This is a genomic window from Ancylobacter sp. IITR112, assembly GCF_041415945.1.
Taxonomy (GTDB): Bacteria; Pseudomonadota; Alphaproteobacteria; order Rhizobiales; family Xanthobacteraceae; genus Ancylobacter.
In genome coordinates, this window is record NZ_JBGCUS010000001.1 from 1,866,944 (window position 1) to 1,885,704 (window position 18,761).

Genomic DNA, 18,761 nt, shown 5'->3' on the forward strand with positions numbered 1-18,761 from the left:
CCCAGGAGATCGTAGCATGCAAAGCCCTTAGGTCACTGACTTACTCGCCGCCCCGCTGGTTCACCCAGCGTCCAGCACATCTTCTGGCACTTCACCATAGCTGCCAATGAGCACCGGCGGCTCGGCGTCGCCGCTCTCTGGCTCAACCTCCATAGAGAACGCCACGGCTCCGGCTTTGCTCAGGCTGAGGCGCTGAGCCTTCCTGTCCGCCTCCTCGGCGGAACGCACCTCCATCGGCACGCCCGCCTTGAGCTTCTTCCCCTTCTGCATTTCAAAGGGCTGAACCACGAAAAAGGTCTTCTTGCTCATGAAACTCTCCTGGGCGGAATGGGTAGCCTGACGACGCCCGGCCTTGGCTTGGATGCGGGCAGCTCGCGCAGCGCATACTGCGCCATGGCAAAGTCAGCCGGCTGGCAAGCGATCTCCCGGCCGACCTCCTCCATCAGGCCGGGCGTATCAGCGACGTAGTCGACCACGCCAGCGAGGAAGCGAGGATCTGACGCGCAGGCGCGGATTGAACCCGGCATCAGTCCGGTGATGGATAGGAACCGCTCTAGCCGAACACGATCCTCGGCGATGGCCCCTAGTGCACGGATGGCGATCCACTCGGCGCGGTCGCGATCCAAACGAGGAGGGCTAAGCATAGATCCCCTCCCGGTCTTCGGTGACACCAACGATCACGCCGATCGCGGCGTCGCATGACCTGCAGGTGAACCTCTGGTTCCGCAGAAGCTGACTATCTAGCAGCTCGTCGATGCCGTCCGGGGCATCGTCTGCCACTGGAACGTCGACCGTGTGAATCGTGTCGACCTTGCAATTGAAGCACCGCACCTTGAGCCGGAAACGGGCGGCGATCGCTGTCTCATCCATGGGATTGGGCCCCGTTCGTTCACTGTCTGTTCTCATTCTGTTAATGATCAAGCCGGGAGTCGAGTCGCCATCGATCTCATTCCGCATGCGAAATGCTGTGCGATTATCTCACAACCCGCCTTGACGGCATCTATGAGATAATCTCATACTGCCCTCATCAGCACACCGCTGATGCGTGCCCGGCGACAGTCTCCCGCGCCCCTCGGCTGAGTGCCGGGCACGCTTCCCCTTCTGATGGAAGGTGCCCCATGGCTCAGCATGATGATCAGTTCTGGATGGTCTACGGCCTTGGCCAGCGCCCGCCAGTGGTGCGCCACAAGACCTTGGCGTCTGCCTCAGACGAAGCCGTGCGTCTGGCGCGGCTGAATCCTGGAATGCGGTTCTACGTTCTCGAAGCGATCAGTGCCGCCGTGAAAATCGACGTCGAGACGATCGACCTGCGGAGCGCGAATAGCCGCTCCGGCGGCGCAGAAGACGATCCCGAAATCCCTTTCTGATCAACCGCTCACCCGGAGCCGCCGCCATGTGCAGCTGCACTGCCGAGATCAACGCCCTGCTGGCGCGGCACAACACCGCCATCGTCGCCAACCCCGTTGGCCCGGCGCGCGCCTGCGTCTCCACCCATCCGCTGAGGGTCGGCGAGCGCTTTGAGCCGCCGGCGCTGATGGCGACCTATTGCCCCTTTTGCGGTGAGAGCTACGACGCCGAGGCCCCCGCCGTTCCCTTCCATCGCGAAGGGAACCCGGCCGGCCTCGTCGACGAAGACATCACCTTCTGAACTCTGGCGGGGACCGAACCGCCCGGCCGGGCCGCTCCTCCCCAATGACCCAAAGTCGGCCCGGCCGTCTTTCCTTTCTCCGCTCCCTTGGAGTGAGCCATGAGCCAGATCACCATCGGCCTGTTGACGTCTCCCCTTCCCTTCATCGCAATCGGCGCGCTCGGCGGCGCTCTTGCCGCCACCATTGCCGGGGCTTTCGCAGCCGAGATCGTCGGCCGGCGCAGCGACCGGGCGGACAACATCACCAATGCCGCCGCTGCCCGTCTGGCCAACGGCTTGCGCCGGGTGATTCACGATATCGACCAGGGAAAAAGCCTGCAGGACGTGCGCGCCGTGGCCGCCGAGTATCTGGCCGAGCCGCGCGTGCTGAAGCTGCCGGTGAACCGCCGGCCGGCGGAGGTGGCGTGATGTCCAAGCCTCGCCCCGCATCTTCCAAACAGGTCTTCCACGCCCTCGCCTGCGGCTTCCGGCTGCGCGCCGCGCTCGAGGATGCCGAGGCTGCCGACTGCCCCAAGCTCGCTCAGTCCATCCGCCGCACCCTGAAATCCTACGAGGGCGCCCGCCGGCACATGAAGCGCCGCAGCGCCGCAACCCCTGCCGAGGCCACGCCATGATTTCCCCGTCGCCCGACCACGTCTCACCTGTCCGCAAGCGCTCCATCGTCATCGGCGGCCACAAGACCAGCGTCTCCATGGAGGATGCGTTCTGGAACGGCTTGCGCGAGATCGCCGCCGCGTCCAAGCGCACCCTTTCCGAGGTGGTCGGCGAGGTGGACAGCACCCGGGACCAGGGCAACCTCTCCTCGGCGCTGCGCCTGCGCGTGCTCAGCCACTATCAGGCGAGGGCGCAGCAATGAGCGGCCTTGCCGACCGAGAGAGCGCCCTGCAGCGCACGCCGGCCTATGTCGCCGCGCGTGAGCAGGAAGAGCACGCTCGCCTGGAGGCCGATGAAGGCCATCGGCTGATCCAGGAAGGCCGCGCCAAGCTGGAAAGCGCCCGGCGCCGCCGGCAGGCCGCCCGCAAGCTGCGCGACAGCGTGTTCGAGGTGGCCCATGTCGGCCGCTGATGAACGCCGCGAAAAGCGCCGCAGATGGCGGCTGGAAGCGACGGCCACCCGTGCCCTGCTGGCAGAGCGCTTCCCGCGCTGCTTCGCCCCCAAGGGCGAGCCCAAGCGCCCGCTGAAGCTCGGCATCCACAACGACCTGCGCGCGGCCGTGCCGGACATCTCTCGCCGGCTCATCCGCATCGCGCTGGATGATTACACCACCGGCAACTCCTACCTGCGCGCCATGGCCGCCGGCGCCGCCCGGCTGGATCTCGATGGATGGCCGGCCGGCGAAGTGTCGATCACCCACGCCAAGCTGGCGCGCCAGCAGCTGGAACGCCGCGAAACCCCGAACAAGAGGGCACCCGATGCTCAAGACCGTGCTGCATGAGGCCACGCGCCTTGCCGCCGTGGCGCTGTTCGTCGCCGCCGTGATCGGTTGGGCCGCCGTCAAGACGGGAAGGCTGTGATGCCACCGGTTTGCGATCTCGCTGGATTTGACTGGTCCACCATGCTGATCGGCGTCGCCGTCGGCCTGGCGCTCGGCTTTGCCGCCGCCGTCATCCGCCACCGTGCGCTTGACCAGGACGACTTTCCCGACCCGTTCGCCCAGCCTTATGGCGATGATCCGGGGGTGCGCCGTGGTTGATGTCACGCACGCCATGTCGATCACGCTCGCGCAGTCCTCCGTCGACCTTTCCGACGAGTGCGAGACGGCCCTGCTGCTTCTCGAAGCCGGCTATGACGAGCGAGAGATCGCCCAGCATCGGCACGAGGCCGCGCGCCTCGCCCGCAACAGCCGGCGCGTCCAGGCGGTGTGCGAGGGGCGGGAGGCGGCCCATGGGTGAGCGCAAGCTCGACGTGCGCATGCACGACACCACAGTCGGCATCTGGCAGGACAATCCCAACGACCCGACGTTCAAGACCGAAATATTCGACGGCCTGATCCGTCTGCTGCGCTCGCGCGGGTGGAAGGTCACGCGCGACGCTCACACGCACCGGCATTATCGGTGCCTGTCGAAGCACCACCGCATGGCACGCAAGGGGAACCTTCGGGCATCCCTTCGGCTCAGCGGTCGGGCGATCGAATTCGAGTGCTGGACCGAGACGTGGCAGAAGGTCAACCAGAACGGCCACCGCTACGACTTCGATAAGCGTGGCCGCTTCGATTACATCGACCGTCTGCGGCTTGATCTCGAAGAGCGCGCCATCATTGCGACGCTGAGGGCGGGCGCCGATGTCACCGTCTCGCGCTCCCGACCCTCGCCGAGCACGGGCGCCATCACCGCAATGTCCTACATTGAGGCGGGCTACGCCGAGAGCTGGCACAGCTACAAGGAGCTTGGCCGTCCGAAATGCGACCAAGCCTACAACGGCAAGAGCCGAGATGGCTTTCAGATCGAGCACGGCGCCACTGTTTGGACGACGGATTTCAAGGGCCGCATCGTCCGAGGCACGGCGCTCTACAACATCAACAACATGTGGTGGGTGGTCACTGGCCCGCATGGCCTGCTCAACCAGGCCTGCCACGAGATCTATGTCGAGCAACCTGAAGACCTCCGCCGCAAGCGCAATGGTCGCGCTCGCCGCAACCGGCTTGAGCGGGAGCTCGCCCAAGCCGTCTCATCTCATCACTACAGTCGCGCCGAGACGCTGAAGCGCATCATCTTCGGTGATGAGCCGATCTATCGCATCTGGTCGCGCAAAAACGATTGTTTCTATGCGCCCCAATATTGCGGCTACACGGCCGATGAAAACCGCGCCGGCCGGTACACCCGCGCCGAGGCCGAACGCGAAGTCCGCCGCGTTCCTCATCACCTCCATGCCATAGGCCCCGACGGGCGGCGTGAGGACTTCGACATGGCGGAGGCGATCTAAGCCATGCTCACCCCTCGCCAGCATGATTTGCTCGTTTTCATCGACACCCACATCCGCGACCGCGGATGCGCGCCGGCCGTCCGCGAGATGGGCGAGGCGTTAGGCCTGAAATCCCTCAACAGCGTTCATCTGTTGCTCAGTTCGCTGGAAACACGAGGGTTCATCCGGCGCCTACGTCATCGCGCGAGGGCCATTGAGGTCGTTCGACTGCCGGACGGCAAGCTGAACATCGCCGCCGAAGCCGTCGCCGCGATCAAGCTCCGGAAGAAGGCCCGCGATGTCGGTCTCTTGGCTGGCGCTGAACTTTGGGCCGCAGCCGACCGGGCTGAGGACGCCGTCCTTGCGAAGCTGGAGGCGGACCATGGGTGATCACACCGGCATCGAATGGGCCGACGCGACATGGAATCCCATCGTCGGGTGCTCCATTGTCTCCCCTGGCTGCACCAACTGTTACGCCATGGGGCAGGCCGCGCGCATCGAGCGCATGCAGCCCGCCTCGCACTATGCCGGCACGACGCAGTCCAGCAAGGCCGGCGCCATCTGGTCGGGCAAGCTGAAGGTGGCGCCGGATCACATCCTCACCCAGCCCCTGCACTGGCGCCGCCCACGCCGCATCTTCGTGAATTCCATGGGCGACCTGTTCCATGAGGACGCGCCCGACCACTGGATTGATCGCGTCTTTGCCATCATGGCGCTCGCCCCGCAGCACACCTTCATGGTGCTGACCAAGCGCTCGGCGCGCATGCGCGACTATGTCGGCACCCGGGCGGGCGACTGGATGCTGCATTGGCCGGACGCGGCACGCAAAGCCGGCGCGTTGCTCGGGGATGTCGCCGCCCTCGGCGCCGTGCCCTTTCCCATCCCGAACGTCTGGCTCGGCGTCTCAACCGAGGATCAGCGCCGCGCCGATGAGCGCGTGCCGGATCTGCTGGCCGCCCCGGCCTCCATCCGCTTCGTCAGCGCCGAGCCGCTGCTCGGGCCGCTCAACCTCCGCCGCATCCGCATCGCTCCCAATCATCACACGATGCTCGACGCGCTGGACGGCTACGCCATCACGGAAAACATTTCCGGCAGCGGCCAAGAACGGGCGAAGCTCGACCTTGTGATCGTTGGCGGCGAGAGCGGCCCCAAGGCCCGGCCCATGCACCCGGACTGGGCACGCTCCCTGCGCGACCAGTGCGCCGCCGCCGGCACGGCGTTTTTCTTCAAGCAGTGGGGCGAGTGGTTGCACGAAGATCTGGTCAGAGATGGCCAACATCCCGGCGCGCGCTTCTTCTCTGCGGACGACGGGCCGATGGACGAGGCGCCGCCCTTTGGGCCCACTACCGGCCGTCTTTGGCATTGGTGGGAGCCCGACCACAAGGCGTCCATCCGCGTCGGCAAGCGCGCTGCCGGCCGGCTGCTAGACGGCGTCGAGCACAATGCCATGCCGGAGGTGCGGTCATGACCACACCCCATCGCGTCCAGATCACCCGCAACGCCTATGGCCGCGCCACCTTCCCGCGCGGCGCTGTCCGCGTTGATCGCGGCAGCCGTTGGGTATCGCCCTTCTGGTTCGACCAGGAGCCAATCGCGCGAGCCATGACGAAACGGCTTGTTTCCGACACGAGAGCCAACCGAATGCAGTTGGTGACGCAGCTGCATTTCGCCTGGCTGATGGGCCTCACGCAGACGCACCCGGCCTTCTGGTGCCTGTCGGAAGCTGCGGTCGCCGAATTGCCCACCCCGCCCAGCTTGCTGGAGGTGGAAAGGGAACTGCGCGGCAAGGTGCTGGCGGACTGGGCTGAGATCGGCCTGCCGTGCATTGGCGACGTGCTGCTCGCCATCGCCAACCGGACGGCCGACGGCAAGCTCTTCCCGACGGCATCGGACAACTTCAAGCCCGAAGTGGTCATTAGAGATCCTCGCAAGCCTTACCGGGGCGGCGTTGATCTCGGCTATGCGGCATGGGGGCGCTGATGAACTTCCGTGTCGCAACCGAGATCAAGCCCCGGCTCAAGTCCGATCGTCCGCGTCGGCAGCGTCGCCCGCGCGATCTGCGCGCCCGGCTTGAAGACGCCGATCACTTGCGGTTCATCCGCGCGCTTCCCTGCCTCATCAGCGGCTACACGCCAGCCGGCCAAGCGGCACACATCCGCTACGCCAATGCGCAGTTCGGCAAGGAGATCACCGGAATCGGCGTGAAGCCGGACGACAAATGGACCGTGCCGCTCTGCGCCTGGGAGCACACCGAGAGCTCCGGCGCGCAGCACCGCTTCGGCGAGGAGGCTTGGTGGATCGACCGCGGCATCGACCCGCTGCAGGTCGCCTCCAACCTCTATGCCTGCTCCGTCGCGCTGCGCGCGATGCGGATGGATGAAGGCTCCATCATCCAGGCGCTGACGCTGATTATTCGGAACGCGCGGGGGGACCAGTGATGAACGCCCCGGCCTCCTATCGTCAGTTCCTCGAAGCCAAGATGAAGGTCGCACCTTCGACCGGCGTCTCTGTCCCGCTGGAAGAGATCAATCCTGACCTCAAGCCGTTCACGCGCGCCGTCGTCCAATGGGCAGCCGCCGGCGGATGCCGGGGCATCTTCGCCAGCTTCGGGCTGCACAAGACGTCGACGCAGATCGAGCTCTGCCGACTGCTGAAGGGCCGCGCCGGCGGCGAGGCGCTGATCGTGCTGCCGCTGGGCGTCCGGCAGGAGTTCTTCCGCGACGCGCGGCTCCGCTTCTTGGGCGACTTCGCGGTGTCGCTCCGCTTCATCCAGTCGGAAGCCGAGCTGGCAGCGGCCCGCGCCGATGGTGGCGACCACATATTCCTGACGAACTACGAGACGATCCGCGAAGGGAAGCTTGACCCGGGCCAGTTTACCATTGCCTGCCTCGACGAGGCGTCGATCCTGCGCAGCTTCGGCTCCAAGACCTTCCAGACGTTCCTGCCGCTGTTCGACAAGGTCCGCTTCCGCTTCGTCGCGACAGCCACACCTTCGCCGAACCGGTTCAAAGAGCTCATCCACTACGCCGGGTTCCTCGGCATCATGGATACCGGCCAGGCGCTCACCCGCTTCTTCCAGCGCAATTCCGAGAAGGCCGGCGACCTCACGCTTTACCCCCATAAGGAACACGAGTTCTGGATGTGGGTGTCGACCTGGGCGGTTTTCCTGCAAAAGCCTTCTGACCTCGGCTTCTCGGACGAGGGCTACGACCTCCCGCCGCTCACTGTCCGCTGGCATGAGGTCCCCGTCGACCTGATCGGCTCAAATGCCGACCGCGACGGTCAGATGGCCCTAATCCGGCCGGAGGCCAAGGGGCTATCGGAGGAGGCGCGCGAGCGCCGCGCCGCCCTGCCGGCCTGCATTGCCCGGATGCGCGACATCATCGCAGCCGATCCGGAGAGTCACCGCATCCTATGGCACGACCTTGAGGACGAGCGCCGCGCCATCGAGGCGGCGGTGCCCGGCGTGCGCTCGGTGTTCGGAACCCAGGATCTTGCAGAGCGCGAGGACCGCATCATCGCCTTTTCCGACGGCGGCTTCCCGTTCCTTGCCGCCAAGCCGGTGATGCTCGGATCCGGCTGCAACCTTCAGCGCCACTGCCACAAGGCGGTGTTCCTCGGGGTCGGGCACAAGTTCAACGACTTCATCCAGGCCGTGCATCGCATCCAGCGTTTCGGTCAGGAGCACCCCGTTGAGATCGACATCATCTATCCCGAGAGCATGCGGGCGGCGCGCCGTGACCTCGAGGCCAAATGGGCGCGCCATGAGGAAATGGCCGCGCGCATGAGCGAGATCATCCGCAAGCACGGGCTCAGCCTGGCCGGTATGGCCGAGGTGCTCCAGCGCTCCATCGGCGTTCAGCGCATCGAGGCCAGCGGCGACGGCTGGCTGGTGGCGAACAACGATTGCGTCGAAGAGTGCAGGCGCATGGGGAACGACAGCGTCGACCTCATCGTCACTTCGATCCCCTTCTCCAATCACTACGAATACACGCCCACCTATGACGACTTCGGCCACACCGACGATGACGAACATTTCTTCGGGCAGATGGACTTCCTGACGCCGGAGCTCCTCCGGATCCTGAAGCCCGGCCGGATGGCCTGCATCCACGTCAAGGACCGGATCCTGTTCGGCTCCGTCACAGGCGCCGGCACGCCGACGGTGAACCCCTTCCACGCCAAGACCCTGACGCACTTCATGCGGCACGGCTTCGCCTACATGGGCATGGTGTTTATCGACACCGACGTCGTGCGCGAGAATAACCAGACCTATCGGCTGGGCTGGACCGAGAACGCGAAAGACAGCAGCAAGATGGGGTTCGGCTCGCCCGAATTCGTCCTCGTGTTCCGCAAGCTGCCGACCGATCGATCCCGCGCCTATGCCGACGATCCGGTGACGAAGCAGAAGCCGCACGTCGAGATGCTCGACGGCCGCATCGTTGAATTCGACGACAAGGGCCGGCCGGTCCCCGGCACCGGCTATTCCCGGGCCCGCTGGCAGACCGACGCGCATGCGCGCTGGCGTTCCAGCGGCAACCGCCTGCTGACGGCCGACGAGATCGCCCAGCTCGATCCTTCCACCATCGGCAAGGTCTTCAAGCAGTTCAGCTTGGAGACCGTCTACGACTACGAGACCCATGTGAGGATCGGCGAGGAGCTGGACTACCGCGGCGTCCTGCCGGCGGTGTTCATGTCGCTCTGGCCGGCCAGCACCCGGCCGGACGTCTGGCACGACGTCGATCGGATGCGCACCCTGAACACGGCGCAGGCCTCGGCCGGCCGGGAGCTCCACGTCTGCCCCCTGCAGTTCGATATCGTCGATCGCTGCATCACTCGCTACACCAACCCCGGCGAGCTCGTTTTCGACCCCTTCGGCGGGCTGTTCACGGTGCCCAACCGGGCCCTTCATCTGGGACGCCGGGGCCGGGCAGCCGAGCTTCATCACGGCTATTTCCTCGACGGTGTGAAGTACCTCGAGGCGTTGGAGCGCAAGAGGGCAACCCCGTCTCTGTTCGATTTCCTCGCCGCGGATTCCACCGCCAATGCGGAGGCTGCGGAATGACCCGCAAGATGCTCGTCGCCGATCTCCTGTGCGGCGCCGGCGGCTCGTCCACCGGTGCGCAACGAGCGCTCTCAGCGCTTGGGCTTGAGATGGAACTCGTCTGCGTCAATCACTGGCCCGTCGCCATCGACACCCACACCCGCAACCATCCCGAGGCCCGGCACTATGTGCAGGACATCGCCACCGTGCGGCCGCACCTGCTGGTGCCCGATGGCTATCTCGACCTCCTGATGGCCTCGCCGATCTGCACACACCATTCGGTGGCGCGCGGCGGCAAGCCGACTTCAGACCAGCAGCGCAGCGACCCGTGGCACATCATCACCTGGCTCACCGAGCTTCGGGTCAAGCGCCTCATCATCGAGAATGTGTGGGAGTTCACCGGCTGGGGGCCGGTCGATCCCAAGACGGGTAAGCCCATTGCGGCGCGCAAGGGCGAGTATTTCCATGCGTGGATCGAGACGTTGAAGCGGCTGGGCTTCGAGCCGGAATGGCGCAAGCTGAATGCGGCCGACTACGGCGACGCCACCACCCGCCAGCGGTTCATCCTGATGGCGCGTTCGGATGGACGCCGGGTGCATTGGCCGATGCCGACGCATGCCAAGCGCGGCGCTTCCGATGGAAGCCTGTTCGCGCCGTCGAAGACCTGGCGGCCAGCGCGCGAGATCATCGACTGGAAGATCAAGGGCCGGTCGATCTTCAACCGCAAGAAGGATCTCGCGCCGAAGACGCTGGCTCGGATCTATGCCGGCGCGGTGAAGTTCGGCTGGCCGGAGCCGTTCCTCGTCATCCTGCGCAATCACATGGCGGGGCAGAGCGTCGACGGCCCCCTGCCCACCATCGCCGCTAACGGCACCCACATTGGGCTGGCGCAGCCGGTGGTCGTATCGCTCGCACATGGTGCCGATGCAGGCGACCAAGACCCGCATAGCCGTCGCGTAAAAAGCACGGACGAGCCTATCGGCACGATCCACGCCGGCGGCAAGAACTTCGGCGTCGCCGAGCCGGTCATCATGAACGGCCGCAAGGGCAACCAGGCGAAGGGCGTCTCAACCGAACCGATTCCGACGCTTGACACCAAGGGTGGCGTCTGGCTGGCCGAGCCGCTGGTGCTTTCGCAGCAAAATAGCGGCGCGGCACGAACCGCCAACGATCCCCTGCCGACCATCACGACAGGCGGCGCGGCGACCGAGGTGCGTCCGGGCTGCGCCCGGCCGATGCTGGTGGAGCCGTTCGTGCTCTCGCAGGCCTCGGGCGGCGCGCCGCGCTCGGTCAATGAGCCGATCCCCACCATGACGACCGGAGGCGCCGGCGGCGCGCACGCGCTGATCATGTCCTACTACGGGGCAAGTCAGAATGGAGCGGGCTGCACTTGCGAAGATGACCCCCTACCAACCGTGACCGTGAAGGATCGGTTCGGCATGGTCGTGCCCGTCACGCAGTCGGGTGGTGGCGCGACGGCCCGAGATGTTGACCAGCCGATCCCGACACTCACGACGGTCTGCGCCACCGGCCGCGTGAACCTCGTCTCCGGAGAGGTCGACGGGCAGCGCTACGACATCCTGTTCCGGATGCTGGAGCCTCACGAGCTCGCGGCCGCCATGGGGTTCAACACCGAGGAGCAGGCCTACGAATTCGCCGGCACCAAGACCGAGCAGATCAAGCAGATCGGCAACGCGGTCTCAGTCGCGAAGATGAAGGCGTGCGTCGGTGCGCTGATGGCGGACGAGGCTGTCCCGATGTTCCAGGAGGCGGCCGAATGACTGACCTCTCCACCCTCAAGGCCGCCGAGCGCGATTGCAGTCGCCGGGCCGCCGCCCTCCAGAGGGAGGTCGCACGCCTCCGCAAGGTCATCCGCAAGACGGTCAAGCAGGAGCGCGCAGCAGGCCGCCGGGCCGCTGCCGAGGCGCGGGAGAGCGGGAATGGTTGAGCAACCCCGAAGCTCGATGCCGGAAGTTCGTAACCCGGTCCTGGCCCTGCCGTCTACCAAACGCATAGCGGACCTTTCACCGGAAACACGCGCTCTGCTGGCTGATATCCTAGGCGAGATAGCCACCGACGCGCGTTCACGTGCGCAGAAAAGCTGGCGCCAAAACAAAGGACCGATGGCCGCGTACTGGAAGGCAGTCGGAGCCTACGCGTCTCACCTAAAACGTGCCGTGTCTCCGAAGCGCACCCACCCCGCCGCGCAGGAGGGGAGCCGGTGAGCCAGACCCCCGAGAGCATCCGCGCCGGGCTGGTGTGCGCCGCCATTGGCGCCCTGCTGATCGCCGGCTCGATGACCCTGAACCCCGATATCTGGAGCGCCCGGCCCGCTGCCGCGCTCAATACCCATACCTATGGAGCGTGCAATGCCCGATGAACTGGACCCGGTGAAGGTGCTGGAAAGCGCAGAAAAGGCGCTGCGGCCGTTCGCCAACCGCATCTTCAACGACAATGGCGACATGACGCTCTCGGGCACACACGCCCTGACGCTCGATGACTACGCCGCCTCCTATTACGCGCACCGGAAGGTCGAAGCCGCGCTCCTCGGCGCCCGCGCCATGCAGGCGGCCATGGCCAGGCGGGAGGTGGTGCAGAGCCTGGTCGAAAGCCTTGTGTATGGCGCCGACATGATCAGCGAGTACCTAGAAAAGTACCACGATTATGAGGGCGACACGCCGGCCAAGTCGGCGCTACGCGGTATCATGCACCACCTTCAAGGTGCCTCCCTCGAACCCGCCGGGGCGCAGGAGGGGGCGGAAGTCCCGGGACCTCTCTACAAGCGCGTTGAGGCGATCCTTGATGAGCATAGCGCATGGATCGCGCGGCCGAATGACGAGGTGACGAAGCGCGTCGCTCTCGCCGCCATGTTCGCCGCGCACGCAGTGCTGATCGAGGAGGAAGCGCCCGAAGACCGTTATCTGCGCGATGGCGCCACCCACGCGCCGGTCATCAGCGACGAAACGATCAACACGGTGCGCGCCCACGCGATCCACCATGCGGCGCAGGGTGGCATGCCCCAGGCAGAAGCCGAGGATCATTTCGGCACCCCCACCCCCGCAGGGGCGGGCGATCTGGTGGAGCGGGCGAAAGCCACTGCTACGTCTGCGGCAGAGGCCGGCGACTTTGAGCAGGTCACGCGGACCATTGTGCTGCTTCGCGATCTCGCCTCCCGTATCGAGGCCCTGGAGGCCGAGGTGGACGGCTGGCGCAAAGCGACTTGGGAGGCGCGCGAAGGGATCGTGCAGCGAGACGAAAGGCTCCCATTGTTAATGAATGGGTGGACCGCCCGCGCCACGACCGCCGAAGCCGAGCGCGTCGCGCTCAAGGCCGAGGTGGAGCGGCTGCGCGTGATCGTGGGGAGGTTCTGTCAGGCGAACGACGAGGGAAAACTCTGCGACGATATCGACAATGACGGCTCGCACTACCCGTCGCAGTTCCTCGACGACACGCTGAACATGGCAGCCGCCGCGCTCGCGCCGGCCAAGGCGGGAGGGTGAGATGGCGACAGAGCACGACAACCTCATCACGCGCCTTGAGCGGCGCATCTTCAACGGCGAGCCGTTCACCTTCTCCGGCCTGCACGGCAACCACGATGCCGCCTACCGGCCAGCTGACCGCCTTATCCAGAAGTACCGCAAGAAGGGCTTCATCGCGTTTGAGCGCGAGGGTCGAGAAGCGGTTTGGTCGCTGACGGAGGCTGGCTTCGCAGAGCAGAAGCGCAGGGAGGACACGCCCCATGACTGACACACCGACCGAGGTGAAGCCGGAGATGATCGCGGCGGCATGGGGTGCTTGGCACGCACGCCATGGCGGCAAACTCGGCCCCGGCCCTGCATTCGTCGATGCGATCAAGGCCGCTCTCGCCGCCTCCCCGCCCGCTCCGGCGGCTGAGCCGGTGGTGCAGTATCGGGCCCGCTTCCGCCCTGTTGGGGGCGATTGGGGCGAGTGGGAAGGCTGGTTCGACGGTGTCTTCCCCCCGGAAGACCATCCCCAATTTGAGACACAGACGCGGACCCTCTACACCCACCCCATCGACGCGGCAGCGATCCGCGCCGAGGCGAGGAGGGATGCCATGGACGATGCTGAAAGGATCATACGGCGCCATGTCCGCAACACAATTGATCTGCGCGGGGCGATAGAGGACATCCGCGCGCTTTCTGGCGCCCTCGCCGACAAGGGGGAGGCGGAGGGGTGGAGAAGCCTAGACGACTGCCCGAGCGACGGGTCGCCGATATGGCTCGCCAGCTTCGAGGAAGGTCAATGGTGGGTGACGGAGCGAGAAGCCGACGGCGAATGGTGGCGCTCGATGAGCACCCGCCGCATGTGGATGCCCCGCCAGCCCGCCCCCGCACCTCCCGCAGGAGGGCGCGATGGGGAGTGAGGTGGCTCTGTATCAGTTCCGGGTGGACGGTCGCGCCGGCCCCAGCCCCGTCCGCGCAAGATGGCGCGACGCAGCGGATGACGCTGTGCGCGCCGGATATGCCGTGTGGGTGCTGAACAAGACCGCTATCAAGCTCGATGAGAGTTCCGGTGGAGAAATTGCCCGCGTGCCCCCCGCCACCCGCGCGGCGCTGGAGGAGAAGGGCGACACATGAGCACCCTCAAGACGCTCGCGCTCGCTTTCGCTCTGACACTGCCGGCCCCTGCCCTCGCCGGGATCTATGTCACCGACGGCGACACCATCGTGCTGACCGCTCCGGGCAAGCCGCGCGAGGTGGTGCGGATCGTCGGCATGGACGCCCCGGAGACGCGCCAGGCCCGGTGCGACTCCGAACTGCGGCGCGGGCTGGAGGCGAAGGCGGCTCTGATCAGGCTCCTCTCGGCGGCATGTGGCGAGCTCGCCCGGGCCGATGCGCGGCGCTGCCTGACCGTCGCCCGCCTGCCCCGCCCTGACCGCTACGGCCGGACGCTGGCGACCATCACGGCCGGCGGGCGCGATGTCACCGCCGCCATGATCAGCGCCGGCATGGCGCGGCCCTACGATTGCCCCAACGGCCGGTGCCCGCGCCGGGCTGGCGGGTGTGGGGCAAACATAGGAGACCGAGGAACCGCTGGGGGGACGAACGATGGGCATTGACAGCCAGCAATCGCCCCGGTCGCCGGGAGTCCGCTTTCCCGTCGAGCCGCGCGACGTGCCGCCGTCCAAGGCCGCGCGTAGGCTCCACCTTACGTCCGCCGAGTTTGAGGCTGCACGGCCGGCGTTGCATGCGCGCGGCTTTCCCCAGCCTGACCCGACGACGGGCATGTACGACCTCAAGGCCATCGATGGATGGATGGATCGGCGTTCAGCCTTGACCGGGCCGCAGGCCGCGCGCGATTCTCGCCAGGTGTTCAGCGAGCGCCTTGCCAACTTGTGAGGGGGCACCCTTGGGCGCCGACAAGATCCGCTACCTCGTCTTCGTGCAGGGCAAGTGGCGCTGGCGGCCGACGCGCGCGATGAAGATCCATGGCTTCCGGCTGGTGACCTTCGGTCGCGTGCTGACCGATGCCGACCGATTGCGCGCCTTGGCTCTCAATACCGAATGGGACAGGGCCCGGCGTGGCACTCCTGCCCCAGGCGTCCGCGTGTCCTACCCCGCCGGCAGCGTTGGCGACGGCTATCGCCGCGCCATGGCAATGCGTGTGGAAGACCGCAAGGCTCGCGCCATAGTCTGGACTTCAGAGCGCGCAAGCCGCGACGACTGGCCCCGTGCTTGGCGCTGGATCGAGCCGGTTTTCGGGGATGTGGACCCCCGCACCATTCAGCCGGAAGAAATGCAGGGCTTCCGGCGTCGCGTCGCCGAGAAAGTTTCAGAGGGCGAGGCCTTCCGCACCATCAAGGTTTGGCGAGCCCTGTGGAAGAAGATGGCCGTCATGGGCTACTGCGCGACCGGCGCCGATCCCTCGATGGCGATGCCGAACACCGCTCCGCAGCCGCGCGGGGACGTATGGACGGATCGGGAAGTGAAGCAGCTGGTCCAGCGCGCTTGGCGCCTCGGCTATCGCGGGCTTGCTGCCTGCATGGCAGTCGCGTGGGACAGCCAGCTCTCCCCGGTCGACCTGCGCACCCTCACGGCCGCGCAGAGGCGCCAGGACGGCGCCGGGACCTATTTCGCGGTAGAGAGAGCTAAAACGGGCCGGGCGGCGGCTGCGACGCTCTCACGCTGGTCAGAGGCCGTGCTCACCGCCTATCTGCGCGGTCTGGGCTTCGACCTCCTCGACAACGCGGCCATCTTCCGCACCCGCCATGTTGAGCCGACAGCCGCCGGCGGGCGGCGATGGCTCCCCCGCCCCTACAGCAAGGACAAGCTCGGCAAGGACTTCGCGGCGATCCGGGCCGCTGTGTTCGGAGAGGGTGAGAATCGCCAGCTGGCGGACATGCGCCGCTCGGGCACCGTCGAGGCCTTCGCCGGCGGCGCCAGCCCCGGCAGCGTGTCGGCCAAGATGGCGAACACCCTGTCTGCATCCACCCGGCTGCAGAAGACCTATGCGCCGGTCCACATTGCCACGGTGCGCCAAGTCGACGACGCACGCGAGATCGGACGAGCGAGGATACGGGAACAAAAGGACACAGAAAGTGTCACGGCGCCGGTCAAGCGAGTGTCACGGAAAACCCGACATCAGCTGTAAGTGCTTGAAGGGAATGGCGGGAGTGACGGGGCTCGAACCCGCGACCTCCGGCGTGACAGGCCGGCGCTCTAACCAACTGAGCTACACCCCCCGGCGCGGGTCCGAAGCACCGGGCCCCGCAGCGAGTGGGCCGGGTGTTAAGGCACGCCCTCGCGGGTGTCAAGCGCACCCGCCGCACAGGCTGTGAATAGTCTCAGCCCGGCAGGTGCGGCCGGCTTTTCGCCAGAATGCCATCCACAAGCGCCATGGCCGCGATCAGCAAGGGCACGGAAAGGAACGTACCGGCCGGGCCCCACAGCCAGGTCCACAGCGCCATGGACAGGAACACCGCGAAAGGATTGAGCGAGACGCGGCGCCCGACGATCATCGGCGTCAGGAACTGACCCTCGAAGCTGGTAAGGAACAGGAAGGCGGCGGCGGGCAGCAGGGCCTCGACGATTCCAGGAAAGGTGACGATTCCCGCCACGGCGAGAATCAGCGTCGTCACCGCCGGCCCGACATAGGGCACATAGTTCAGCACGCAGGCGAGCACGCCCCAGAGCGGCGGATTGGGCAGGCCGAGCCCCCAGGTCATCGCCATGGTGGCAAGGCCGAGGCCGATATTGATGAAGGTGGCGGTGACGAGATAGGCGCCGAGTCGCTCCTCGATCTCGCGAAACACCCGCAGCGCGGCCAGCCGCGTCTGGCGCGGGGTCATCACCTGCACCACCCGCCGCTTGATCTGCACCCGGCCGGCGAGAAAGAACAGCAGCGAGCCGAGGAACAGGATCAACTGCCCGATCACCGGCGTGACCATGGAGAGCAGGCTCTCCAGCATCTTCGAATCGGCGACCTCGACCACCATGGGCGCCCTCTCGGTGGCGCGGCCGAGCGACTGTATCGATTCGACCACCGAGGCCAGCGTCTGCACCACCGGCCTCAGCGCCGCGAATCGTTCCTTCATGATGGCGCCGATCTCCGGCGCCCGGGCGGTCCATTCCGCCAGCGGCGCCGCCAGTGCCACGGCGAGGCCATAGATGAGGCCGGCCATGCCGACCACGATGAGCAGCGAACCGAGCCAGCTCGGCACGCCGCGCTTGGCCAGCCCCTCAATGGCCGGGCCGATCACGCTGCCAATGATGACGGCGGCGACGATGGGGATAAGTACCGCGCTGGCGATGACGAGAGCGGCGGCGAGAATGACGACCGCGCTGGCGATGACCGCGATCTGGGTGCAGCGCCGCCACAGCCGTTCCGTCCGGCCCTCGGTCGAGGGAGGGCGGCGCGCCTCCACTGCCGAGCCGGCCACGCCGCGCGCCATATCCATCGCCCTGCCTCCATCCCCGCGCAGCGCGCCCCAAATCGGGCGGTCGCGCGCACTGCCCCCCATGCGGGGCCCGGTGCCCGCACTGCGCCCCCAACGTGCAGGCGGCAGCGCCGGTTCCCGGGCTCCTCCATTGCATCGCCGGCATTTGGCGCTTATTGACGCCCAGCGTGGCGCTGACGGGCGGCCGGGCGCGGCGCGCCCCGTTGTCCTGAGCAAGGGAGATCCGCCTTGGGCACGGCCCAGCCTCAGAAAACCTCCGCCGCCGCCCTGCCCTCGCGGGACGACCGGCTGCGCGAGCGGGTGCTGCGCACCCTCGCCATCGAATCCAAGGGCCTTGCCGCGCTCAGCGCCGCCATCGAGGCGGAACTCGGCGACGCGGTGGAGAACGCCATCGCGCTGATCGAAGGCGCGCGGGGCCGCGTCATCGTCACGGGCATGGGAAAGAGCGGCCATATCGGGCGCAAGCTCGCCGCTACCCTCGCCTCCACCGGCACGCCCGCCCTGTTCCTGCACGCCGCCGAGGCGAGCCATGGCGACCTCGGCATGGTAACGCCCGACGACGTTCTGCTCGCCATTTCGTGGTCGGGGGAAACCTCCGAGCTCGGCGACATCGTGCACTATGCCGGCCGCTTCGCCGTGCCGCTGCTCGCCATCACCTCCAATGCGGACAGCACGCTCGGCCGCGCCGCGGATGTCGCGCTGGTGCTGCCGCGTGTCGAGGAAGCCTGCCCTAACGGTCTCGCTCCCACCACCTCGACGCTGATGCAGCTCGCCATCGGCGACGCGCTGGCGGTGGCTTTGCTGGAGCGCCGGGGCTTCTCCGCCTCCGATTTCCGCGTCTTCCATCCCGGCGGCAAGCTCGGGGCCCGGCTGCTGAAAGTGGCCGACATCATGCACCAGGAAGCGGAAATGCCGCTGGTGCGGCTCGGCACGCCGATGAGCGAGGTGCTGATCGAAATCACTGGCAAGCGCTTCGGCTGCTGCGGCGTGGTCGACGGCGAGGGCCGGCTCACCGGAATCGTCACCGATGGCGACCTGCGCCGGCATATGAGCGGCGCGTTGCTGGCGGCGCCGGTGGAGAAGGTCATGACCTCCTCCCCCTTCGTCGTCGATCCGCTGGAACTCGCCAGCGCCGCGCTGGGGCTGATGAATCGCCGCCCGGTGCCGATCACCGTCGTCTTCGCGGTCAGCGAGGGCAAGCCGGTCGGCATTCTCCACATTCACGACATTCTGCGCGCCGGCGTCGTCTGACG

The 18,761-nt window shown here is 66.8% G+C and carries 30 protein-coding genes and 1 tRNA gene; 26 read left to right on the plus strand and 5 right to left on the minus strand.

All coding sequences use genetic code 11. From position 1 onward, the window contains the following. Nucleotides 1-60 precede the first annotated feature (60 nt). Genes AAC979_RS09020 through AAC979_RS09030 form a run of 3 tightly spaced genes read right to left on the minus strand, consistent with a single transcriptional unit; the run spans nt 61 to nt 870 of the window. Nucleotides 61-309 (minus strand): hypothetical protein, encoded by a 249-nt coding sequence (locus AAC979_RS09020; protein WP_371346500.1) that lies wholly within the window; start codon nt 307-309, stop codon nt 61-63. Further along, the gene (locus tag AAC979_RS09025; protein ID WP_371346501.1) at nt 306-644 is read right to left on the minus strand and encodes a DUF3572 family protein; all 339 of its coding nucleotides are present in this window, start codon (nt 642-644) and stop codon (nt 306-308) included. The genes AAC979_RS09020 and AAC979_RS09025 overlap by 4 nt, the downstream gene beginning before the upstream one ends. Continuing rightward, nucleotides 637-870: a hypothetical protein gene (locus tag AAC979_RS09030; RefSeq protein ID WP_371346502.1), complete on the minus strand. Its 234-nt coding sequence runs from the start codon at nt 868-870 to the stop codon at nt 637-639. The genes AAC979_RS09025 and AAC979_RS09030 overlap by 8 nt, the downstream gene beginning before the upstream one ends. A gap of 248 nt (nt 871-1,118) precedes the next feature. Between AAC979_RS09030 and AAC979_RS09035 the strand changes: the two genes are divergently transcribed. From AAC979_RS09035 to AAC979_RS09155, 25 genes are all read left to right on the plus strand, one after another. Next, on the plus strand, nt 1,119-1,367 hold the full coding sequence (locus AAC979_RS09035; RefSeq protein ID WP_371346503.1) for a hypothetical protein: 249 nt from the start codon (nt 1,119-1,121) through the stop codon (nt 1,365-1,367). Between the two features lie 26 nt (nt 1,368-1,393). Then, nucleotides 1,394-1,648, plus strand: coding sequence for a hypothetical protein (locus tag AAC979_RS09040; RefSeq protein WP_371346504.1), 255 nt, complete (start codon nt 1,394-1,396; stop codon nt 1,646-1,648). A 99-nt stretch (nt 1,649-1,747) separates the two neighbouring features. After that, nucleotides 1,748-2,056, plus strand: a complete 309-nt coding sequence (locus AAC979_RS09045) for a hypothetical protein (RefSeq protein ID WP_371346505.1) — start codon at nt 1,748-1,750, stop codon at nt 2,054-2,056. Next, the gene (locus AAC979_RS09050) at nt 2,056-2,262 is read left to right on the plus strand and encodes a hypothetical protein (RefSeq protein ID WP_371346506.1); all 207 of its coding nucleotides are present in this window, start codon (nt 2,056-2,058) and stop codon (nt 2,260-2,262) included. Before AAC979_RS09045 ends, AAC979_RS09050 begins: the two co-directional genes overlap by 1 nt. Beyond that, a complete protein-coding gene (locus AAC979_RS09055; protein ID WP_371346507.1) occupies nt 2,259-2,504 on the plus strand; it encodes a ribbon-helix-helix domain-containing protein in 246 nt (81 codons plus the stop codon). The genes AAC979_RS09050 and AAC979_RS09055 overlap by 4 nt, the downstream gene beginning before the upstream one ends. Beyond that, nucleotides 2,501-2,713 (plus strand): hypothetical protein, encoded by a 213-nt coding sequence (locus AAC979_RS09060; protein ID WP_371346508.1) that lies wholly within the window; start codon nt 2,501-2,503, stop codon nt 2,711-2,713. The genes AAC979_RS09055 and AAC979_RS09060 overlap by 4 nt, the downstream gene beginning before the upstream one ends. Continuing rightward, a complete protein-coding gene (locus AAC979_RS09065; protein WP_371346509.1) occupies nt 2,700-3,083 on the plus strand; it encodes a ProQ/FINO family protein in 384 nt (127 codons plus the stop codon). The genes AAC979_RS09060 and AAC979_RS09065 overlap by 14 nt, the downstream gene beginning before the upstream one ends. A gap of 78 nt (nt 3,084-3,161) precedes the next feature. After that, nucleotides 3,162-3,341: a hypothetical protein gene (locus AAC979_RS09070; protein ID WP_371346510.1), complete on the plus strand. Its 180-nt coding sequence runs from the start codon at nt 3,162-3,164 to the stop codon at nt 3,339-3,341. Beyond that, entirely contained in the window at nt 3,334-3,540 is a 207-nt protein-coding gene (locus AAC979_RS09075) for a hypothetical protein (protein WP_371346511.1), read from the plus strand. The genes AAC979_RS09070 and AAC979_RS09075 overlap by 8 nt, the downstream gene beginning before the upstream one ends. Further along, complete coding sequence (locus tag AAC979_RS09080) at nt 3,533-4,570, plus strand: hypothetical protein (protein WP_371346512.1); 1,038 nt, start codon at nt 3,533-3,535, stop codon at nt 4,568-4,570. The genes AAC979_RS09075 and AAC979_RS09080 overlap by 8 nt, the downstream gene beginning before the upstream one ends. Before the next feature lie 3 nt (nt 4,571-4,573). Then, nucleotides 4,574-4,939, plus strand: a complete 366-nt coding sequence (locus AAC979_RS09085; protein ID WP_371346513.1) for a LexA family protein — start codon at nt 4,574-4,576, stop codon at nt 4,937-4,939. Further along, entirely contained in the window at nt 4,932-6,017 is a 1,086-nt protein-coding gene (locus AAC979_RS09090) for a phage Gp37/Gp68 family protein (protein WP_371346514.1), read from the plus strand. The genes AAC979_RS09085 and AAC979_RS09090 overlap by 8 nt, the downstream gene beginning before the upstream one ends. Continuing rightward, on the plus strand, nt 6,014-6,529 hold the full coding sequence (locus AAC979_RS09095) for a hypothetical protein (RefSeq protein ID WP_371346515.1): 516 nt from the start codon (nt 6,014-6,016) through the stop codon (nt 6,527-6,529). The genes AAC979_RS09090 and AAC979_RS09095 overlap by 4 nt, the downstream gene beginning before the upstream one ends. Further along, the gene (locus tag AAC979_RS09100; protein WP_371346516.1) at nt 6,529-6,987 is read left to right on the plus strand and encodes a hypothetical protein; all 459 of its coding nucleotides are present in this window, start codon (nt 6,529-6,531) and stop codon (nt 6,985-6,987) included. The genes AAC979_RS09095 and AAC979_RS09100 overlap by 1 nt, the downstream gene beginning before the upstream one ends. Continuing rightward, nucleotides 6,987-9,611, plus strand: coding sequence for a DNA methyltransferase (locus AAC979_RS09105; protein ID WP_371346517.1), 2,625 nt, complete (start codon nt 6,987-6,989; stop codon nt 9,609-9,611). The genes AAC979_RS09100 and AAC979_RS09105 overlap by 1 nt, the downstream gene beginning before the upstream one ends. Beyond that, nucleotides 9,608-11,371 (plus strand): DNA cytosine methyltransferase, encoded by a 1,764-nt coding sequence (locus tag AAC979_RS09110; RefSeq protein WP_371346518.1) that lies wholly within the window; start codon nt 9,608-9,610, stop codon nt 11,369-11,371. The genes AAC979_RS09105 and AAC979_RS09110 overlap by 4 nt, the downstream gene beginning before the upstream one ends. Beyond that, entirely contained in the window at nt 11,368-11,538 is a 171-nt protein-coding gene (locus AAC979_RS09115; protein ID WP_371346519.1) for a hypothetical protein, read from the plus strand. Before AAC979_RS09110 ends, AAC979_RS09115 begins: the two co-directional genes overlap by 4 nt. 273 nt (nt 11,539-11,811) lie before the next feature. After that, the gene (locus AAC979_RS09120; RefSeq protein WP_371346520.1) at nt 11,812-11,970 is read left to right on the plus strand and encodes a hypothetical protein; all 159 of its coding nucleotides are present in this window, start codon (nt 11,812-11,814) and stop codon (nt 11,968-11,970) included. Then, the gene (locus AAC979_RS09125; protein ID WP_371346521.1) at nt 11,960-13,090 is read left to right on the plus strand and encodes a hypothetical protein; all 1,131 of its coding nucleotides are present in this window, start codon (nt 11,960-11,962) and stop codon (nt 13,088-13,090) included. Before AAC979_RS09120 ends, AAC979_RS09125 begins: the two co-directional genes overlap by 11 nt. A 1-nt stretch (nt 13,091) precedes the next feature. After that, the gene (locus AAC979_RS09130) at nt 13,092-13,337 is read left to right on the plus strand and encodes a hypothetical protein (RefSeq protein ID WP_371346522.1); all 246 of its coding nucleotides are present in this window, start codon (nt 13,092-13,094) and stop codon (nt 13,335-13,337) included. Continuing rightward, entirely contained in the window at nt 13,330-13,974 is a 645-nt protein-coding gene (locus AAC979_RS09135; RefSeq protein ID WP_371346523.1) for a hypothetical protein, read from the plus strand. Before AAC979_RS09130 ends, AAC979_RS09135 begins: the two co-directional genes overlap by 8 nt. Continuing rightward, the gene (locus AAC979_RS09140; RefSeq protein WP_371346524.1) at nt 13,964-14,188 is read left to right on the plus strand and encodes a hypothetical protein; all 225 of its coding nucleotides are present in this window, start codon (nt 13,964-13,966) and stop codon (nt 14,186-14,188) included. Before AAC979_RS09135 ends, AAC979_RS09140 begins: the two co-directional genes overlap by 11 nt. Further along, nucleotides 14,185-14,670, plus strand: coding sequence for a thermonuclease family protein (locus AAC979_RS09145; RefSeq protein ID WP_371346525.1), 486 nt, complete (start codon nt 14,185-14,187; stop codon nt 14,668-14,670). The genes AAC979_RS09140 and AAC979_RS09145 overlap by 4 nt, the downstream gene beginning before the upstream one ends. Next, nucleotides 14,660-14,950, plus strand: coding sequence for a hypothetical protein (locus AAC979_RS09150; RefSeq protein WP_371346526.1), 291 nt, complete (start codon nt 14,660-14,662; stop codon nt 14,948-14,950). Before AAC979_RS09145 ends, AAC979_RS09150 begins: the two co-directional genes overlap by 11 nt. Nucleotides 14,951-14,960: 10 nt before the next feature. Beyond that, entirely contained in the window at nt 14,961-16,202 is a 1,242-nt protein-coding gene (locus AAC979_RS09155; RefSeq protein ID WP_371346527.1) for a hypothetical protein, read from the plus strand. A 14-nt stretch (nt 16,203-16,216) separates the two neighbouring features. Here AAC979_RS09155 and AAC979_RS09160 read toward each other — a convergent pair. Both AAC979_RS09160 and AAC979_RS09165 read right to left on the minus strand, forming a co-directional pair. After that, nucleotides 16,217-16,293: transfer RNA gene (locus tag AAC979_RS09160), tRNA-Asp, on the minus strand. Between the two features lie 102 nt (nt 16,294-16,395). Beyond that, the gene (locus AAC979_RS09165) at nt 16,396-17,508 is read right to left on the minus strand and encodes an AI-2E family transporter (RefSeq protein WP_371346528.1); all 1,113 of its coding nucleotides are present in this window, start codon (nt 17,506-17,508) and stop codon (nt 16,396-16,398) included. A 228-nt stretch (nt 17,509-17,736) separates the two neighbouring features. Here AAC979_RS09165 and AAC979_RS09170 point away from each other — a divergent pair, with 228 nt between their 5' ends. After that, on the plus strand, nt 17,737-18,759 hold the full coding sequence (locus AAC979_RS09170; RefSeq protein WP_371346529.1) for an SIS domain-containing protein: 1,023 nt from the start codon (nt 17,737-17,739) through the stop codon (nt 18,757-18,759). Nucleotides 18,760-18,761 lie beyond the last annotated feature (2 nt).

Excerpts from the sequence above, each read along its gene's own strand:
- AAC979_RS09060 (WP_371346508.1), top strand. The coding sequence starts at position 2,501 with ATGAGCGGCCTTGCCGACCGAGAGAGCGCCCTGCAGCGCACGCCGGCC.
- AAC979_RS09020 (WP_371346500.1), bottom strand. The coding sequence starts at position 309 with ATGAGCAAGAAGACCTTTTTCGTGGTTCAGCCCTTTGAAATGCAGAAG.
- AAC979_RS09150 (WP_371346526.1), top strand. The coding sequence starts at position 14,660 with ATGGGCATTGACAGCCAGCAATCGCCCCGGTCGCCGGGAGTCCGCTTT.
- AAC979_RS09115 (WP_371346519.1), top strand. The coding sequence starts at position 11,368 with ATGACTGACCTCTCCACCCTCAAGGCCGCCGAGCGCGATTGCAGTCGC.
- AAC979_RS09165 (WP_371346528.1), bottom strand. The coding sequence starts at position 17,508 with ATGGATATGGCGCGCGGCGTGGCCGGCTCGGCAGTGGAGGCGCGCCGC.
- AAC979_RS09130 (WP_371346522.1), top strand. The coding sequence starts at position 13,092 with ATGGCGACAGAGCACGACAACCTCATCACGCGCCTTGAGCGGCGCATC.
- AAC979_RS09140 (WP_371346524.1), top strand. The coding sequence starts at position 13,964 with ATGGGGAGTGAGGTGGCTCTGTATCAGTTCCGGGTGGACGGTCGCGCC.
- AAC979_RS09090 (WP_371346514.1), top strand. The coding sequence starts at position 4,932 with ATGGGTGATCACACCGGCATCGAATGGGCCGACGCGACATGGAATCCC.
- AAC979_RS09045 (WP_371346505.1), top strand. The coding sequence starts at position 1,748 with ATGAGCCAGATCACCATCGGCCTGTTGACGTCTCCCCTTCCCTTCATC.
- AAC979_RS09035 (WP_371346503.1), top strand. The coding sequence starts at position 1,119 with ATGGCTCAGCATGATGATCAGTTCTGGATGGTCTACGGCCTTGGCCAG.
- AAC979_RS09055 (WP_371346507.1), top strand. The coding sequence starts at position 2,259 with ATGATTTCCCCGTCGCCCGACCACGTCTCACCTGTCCGCAAGCGCTCC.
- AAC979_RS09100 (WP_371346516.1), top strand. The coding sequence starts at position 6,529 with ATGAACTTCCGTGTCGCAACCGAGATCAAGCCCCGGCTCAAGTCCGAT.
- AAC979_RS09095 (WP_371346515.1), top strand. The coding sequence starts at position 6,014 with ATGACCACACCCCATCGCGTCCAGATCACCCGCAACGCCTATGGCCGC.
- AAC979_RS09065 (WP_371346509.1), top strand. The coding sequence starts at position 2,700 with ATGTCGGCCGCTGATGAACGCCGCGAAAAGCGCCGCAGATGGCGGCTG.
- AAC979_RS09145 (WP_371346525.1), top strand. The coding sequence starts at position 14,185 with ATGAGCACCCTCAAGACGCTCGCGCTCGCTTTCGCTCTGACACTGCCG.
- AAC979_RS09105 (WP_371346517.1), top strand. The coding sequence starts at position 6,987 with ATGAACGCCCCGGCCTCCTATCGTCAGTTCCTCGAAGCCAAGATGAAG.
- AAC979_RS09040 (WP_371346504.1), top strand. The coding sequence starts at position 1,394 with ATGTGCAGCTGCACTGCCGAGATCAACGCCCTGCTGGCGCGGCACAAC.
- AAC979_RS09110 (WP_371346518.1), top strand. The coding sequence starts at position 9,608 with ATGACCCGCAAGATGCTCGTCGCCGATCTCCTGTGCGGCGCCGGCGGC.
- AAC979_RS09080 (WP_371346512.1), top strand. The coding sequence starts at position 3,533 with ATGGGTGAGCGCAAGCTCGACGTGCGCATGCACGACACCACAGTCGGC.
- AAC979_RS09135 (WP_371346523.1), top strand. The coding sequence starts at position 13,330 with ATGACTGACACACCGACCGAGGTGAAGCCGGAGATGATCGCGGCGGCA.
- AAC979_RS09025 (WP_371346501.1), bottom strand. The coding sequence starts at position 644 with ATGCTTAGCCCTCCTCGTTTGGATCGCGACCGCGCCGAGTGGATCGCC.
- AAC979_RS09030 (WP_371346502.1), bottom strand. The coding sequence starts at position 870 with ATGGATGAGACAGCGATCGCCGCCCGTTTCCGGCTCAAGGTGCGGTGC.
- AAC979_RS09085 (WP_371346513.1), top strand. The coding sequence starts at position 4,574 with ATGCTCACCCCTCGCCAGCATGATTTGCTCGTTTTCATCGACACCCAC.
- AAC979_RS09125 (WP_371346521.1), top strand. The coding sequence starts at position 11,960 with ATGCCCGATGAACTGGACCCGGTGAAGGTGCTGGAAAGCGCAGAAAAG.
- AAC979_RS09070 (WP_371346510.1), top strand. The coding sequence starts at position 3,162 with ATGCCACCGGTTTGCGATCTCGCTGGATTTGACTGGTCCACCATGCTG.
- AAC979_RS09050 (WP_371346506.1), top strand. The coding sequence starts at position 2,056 with ATGTCCAAGCCTCGCCCCGCATCTTCCAAACAGGTCTTCCACGCCCTC.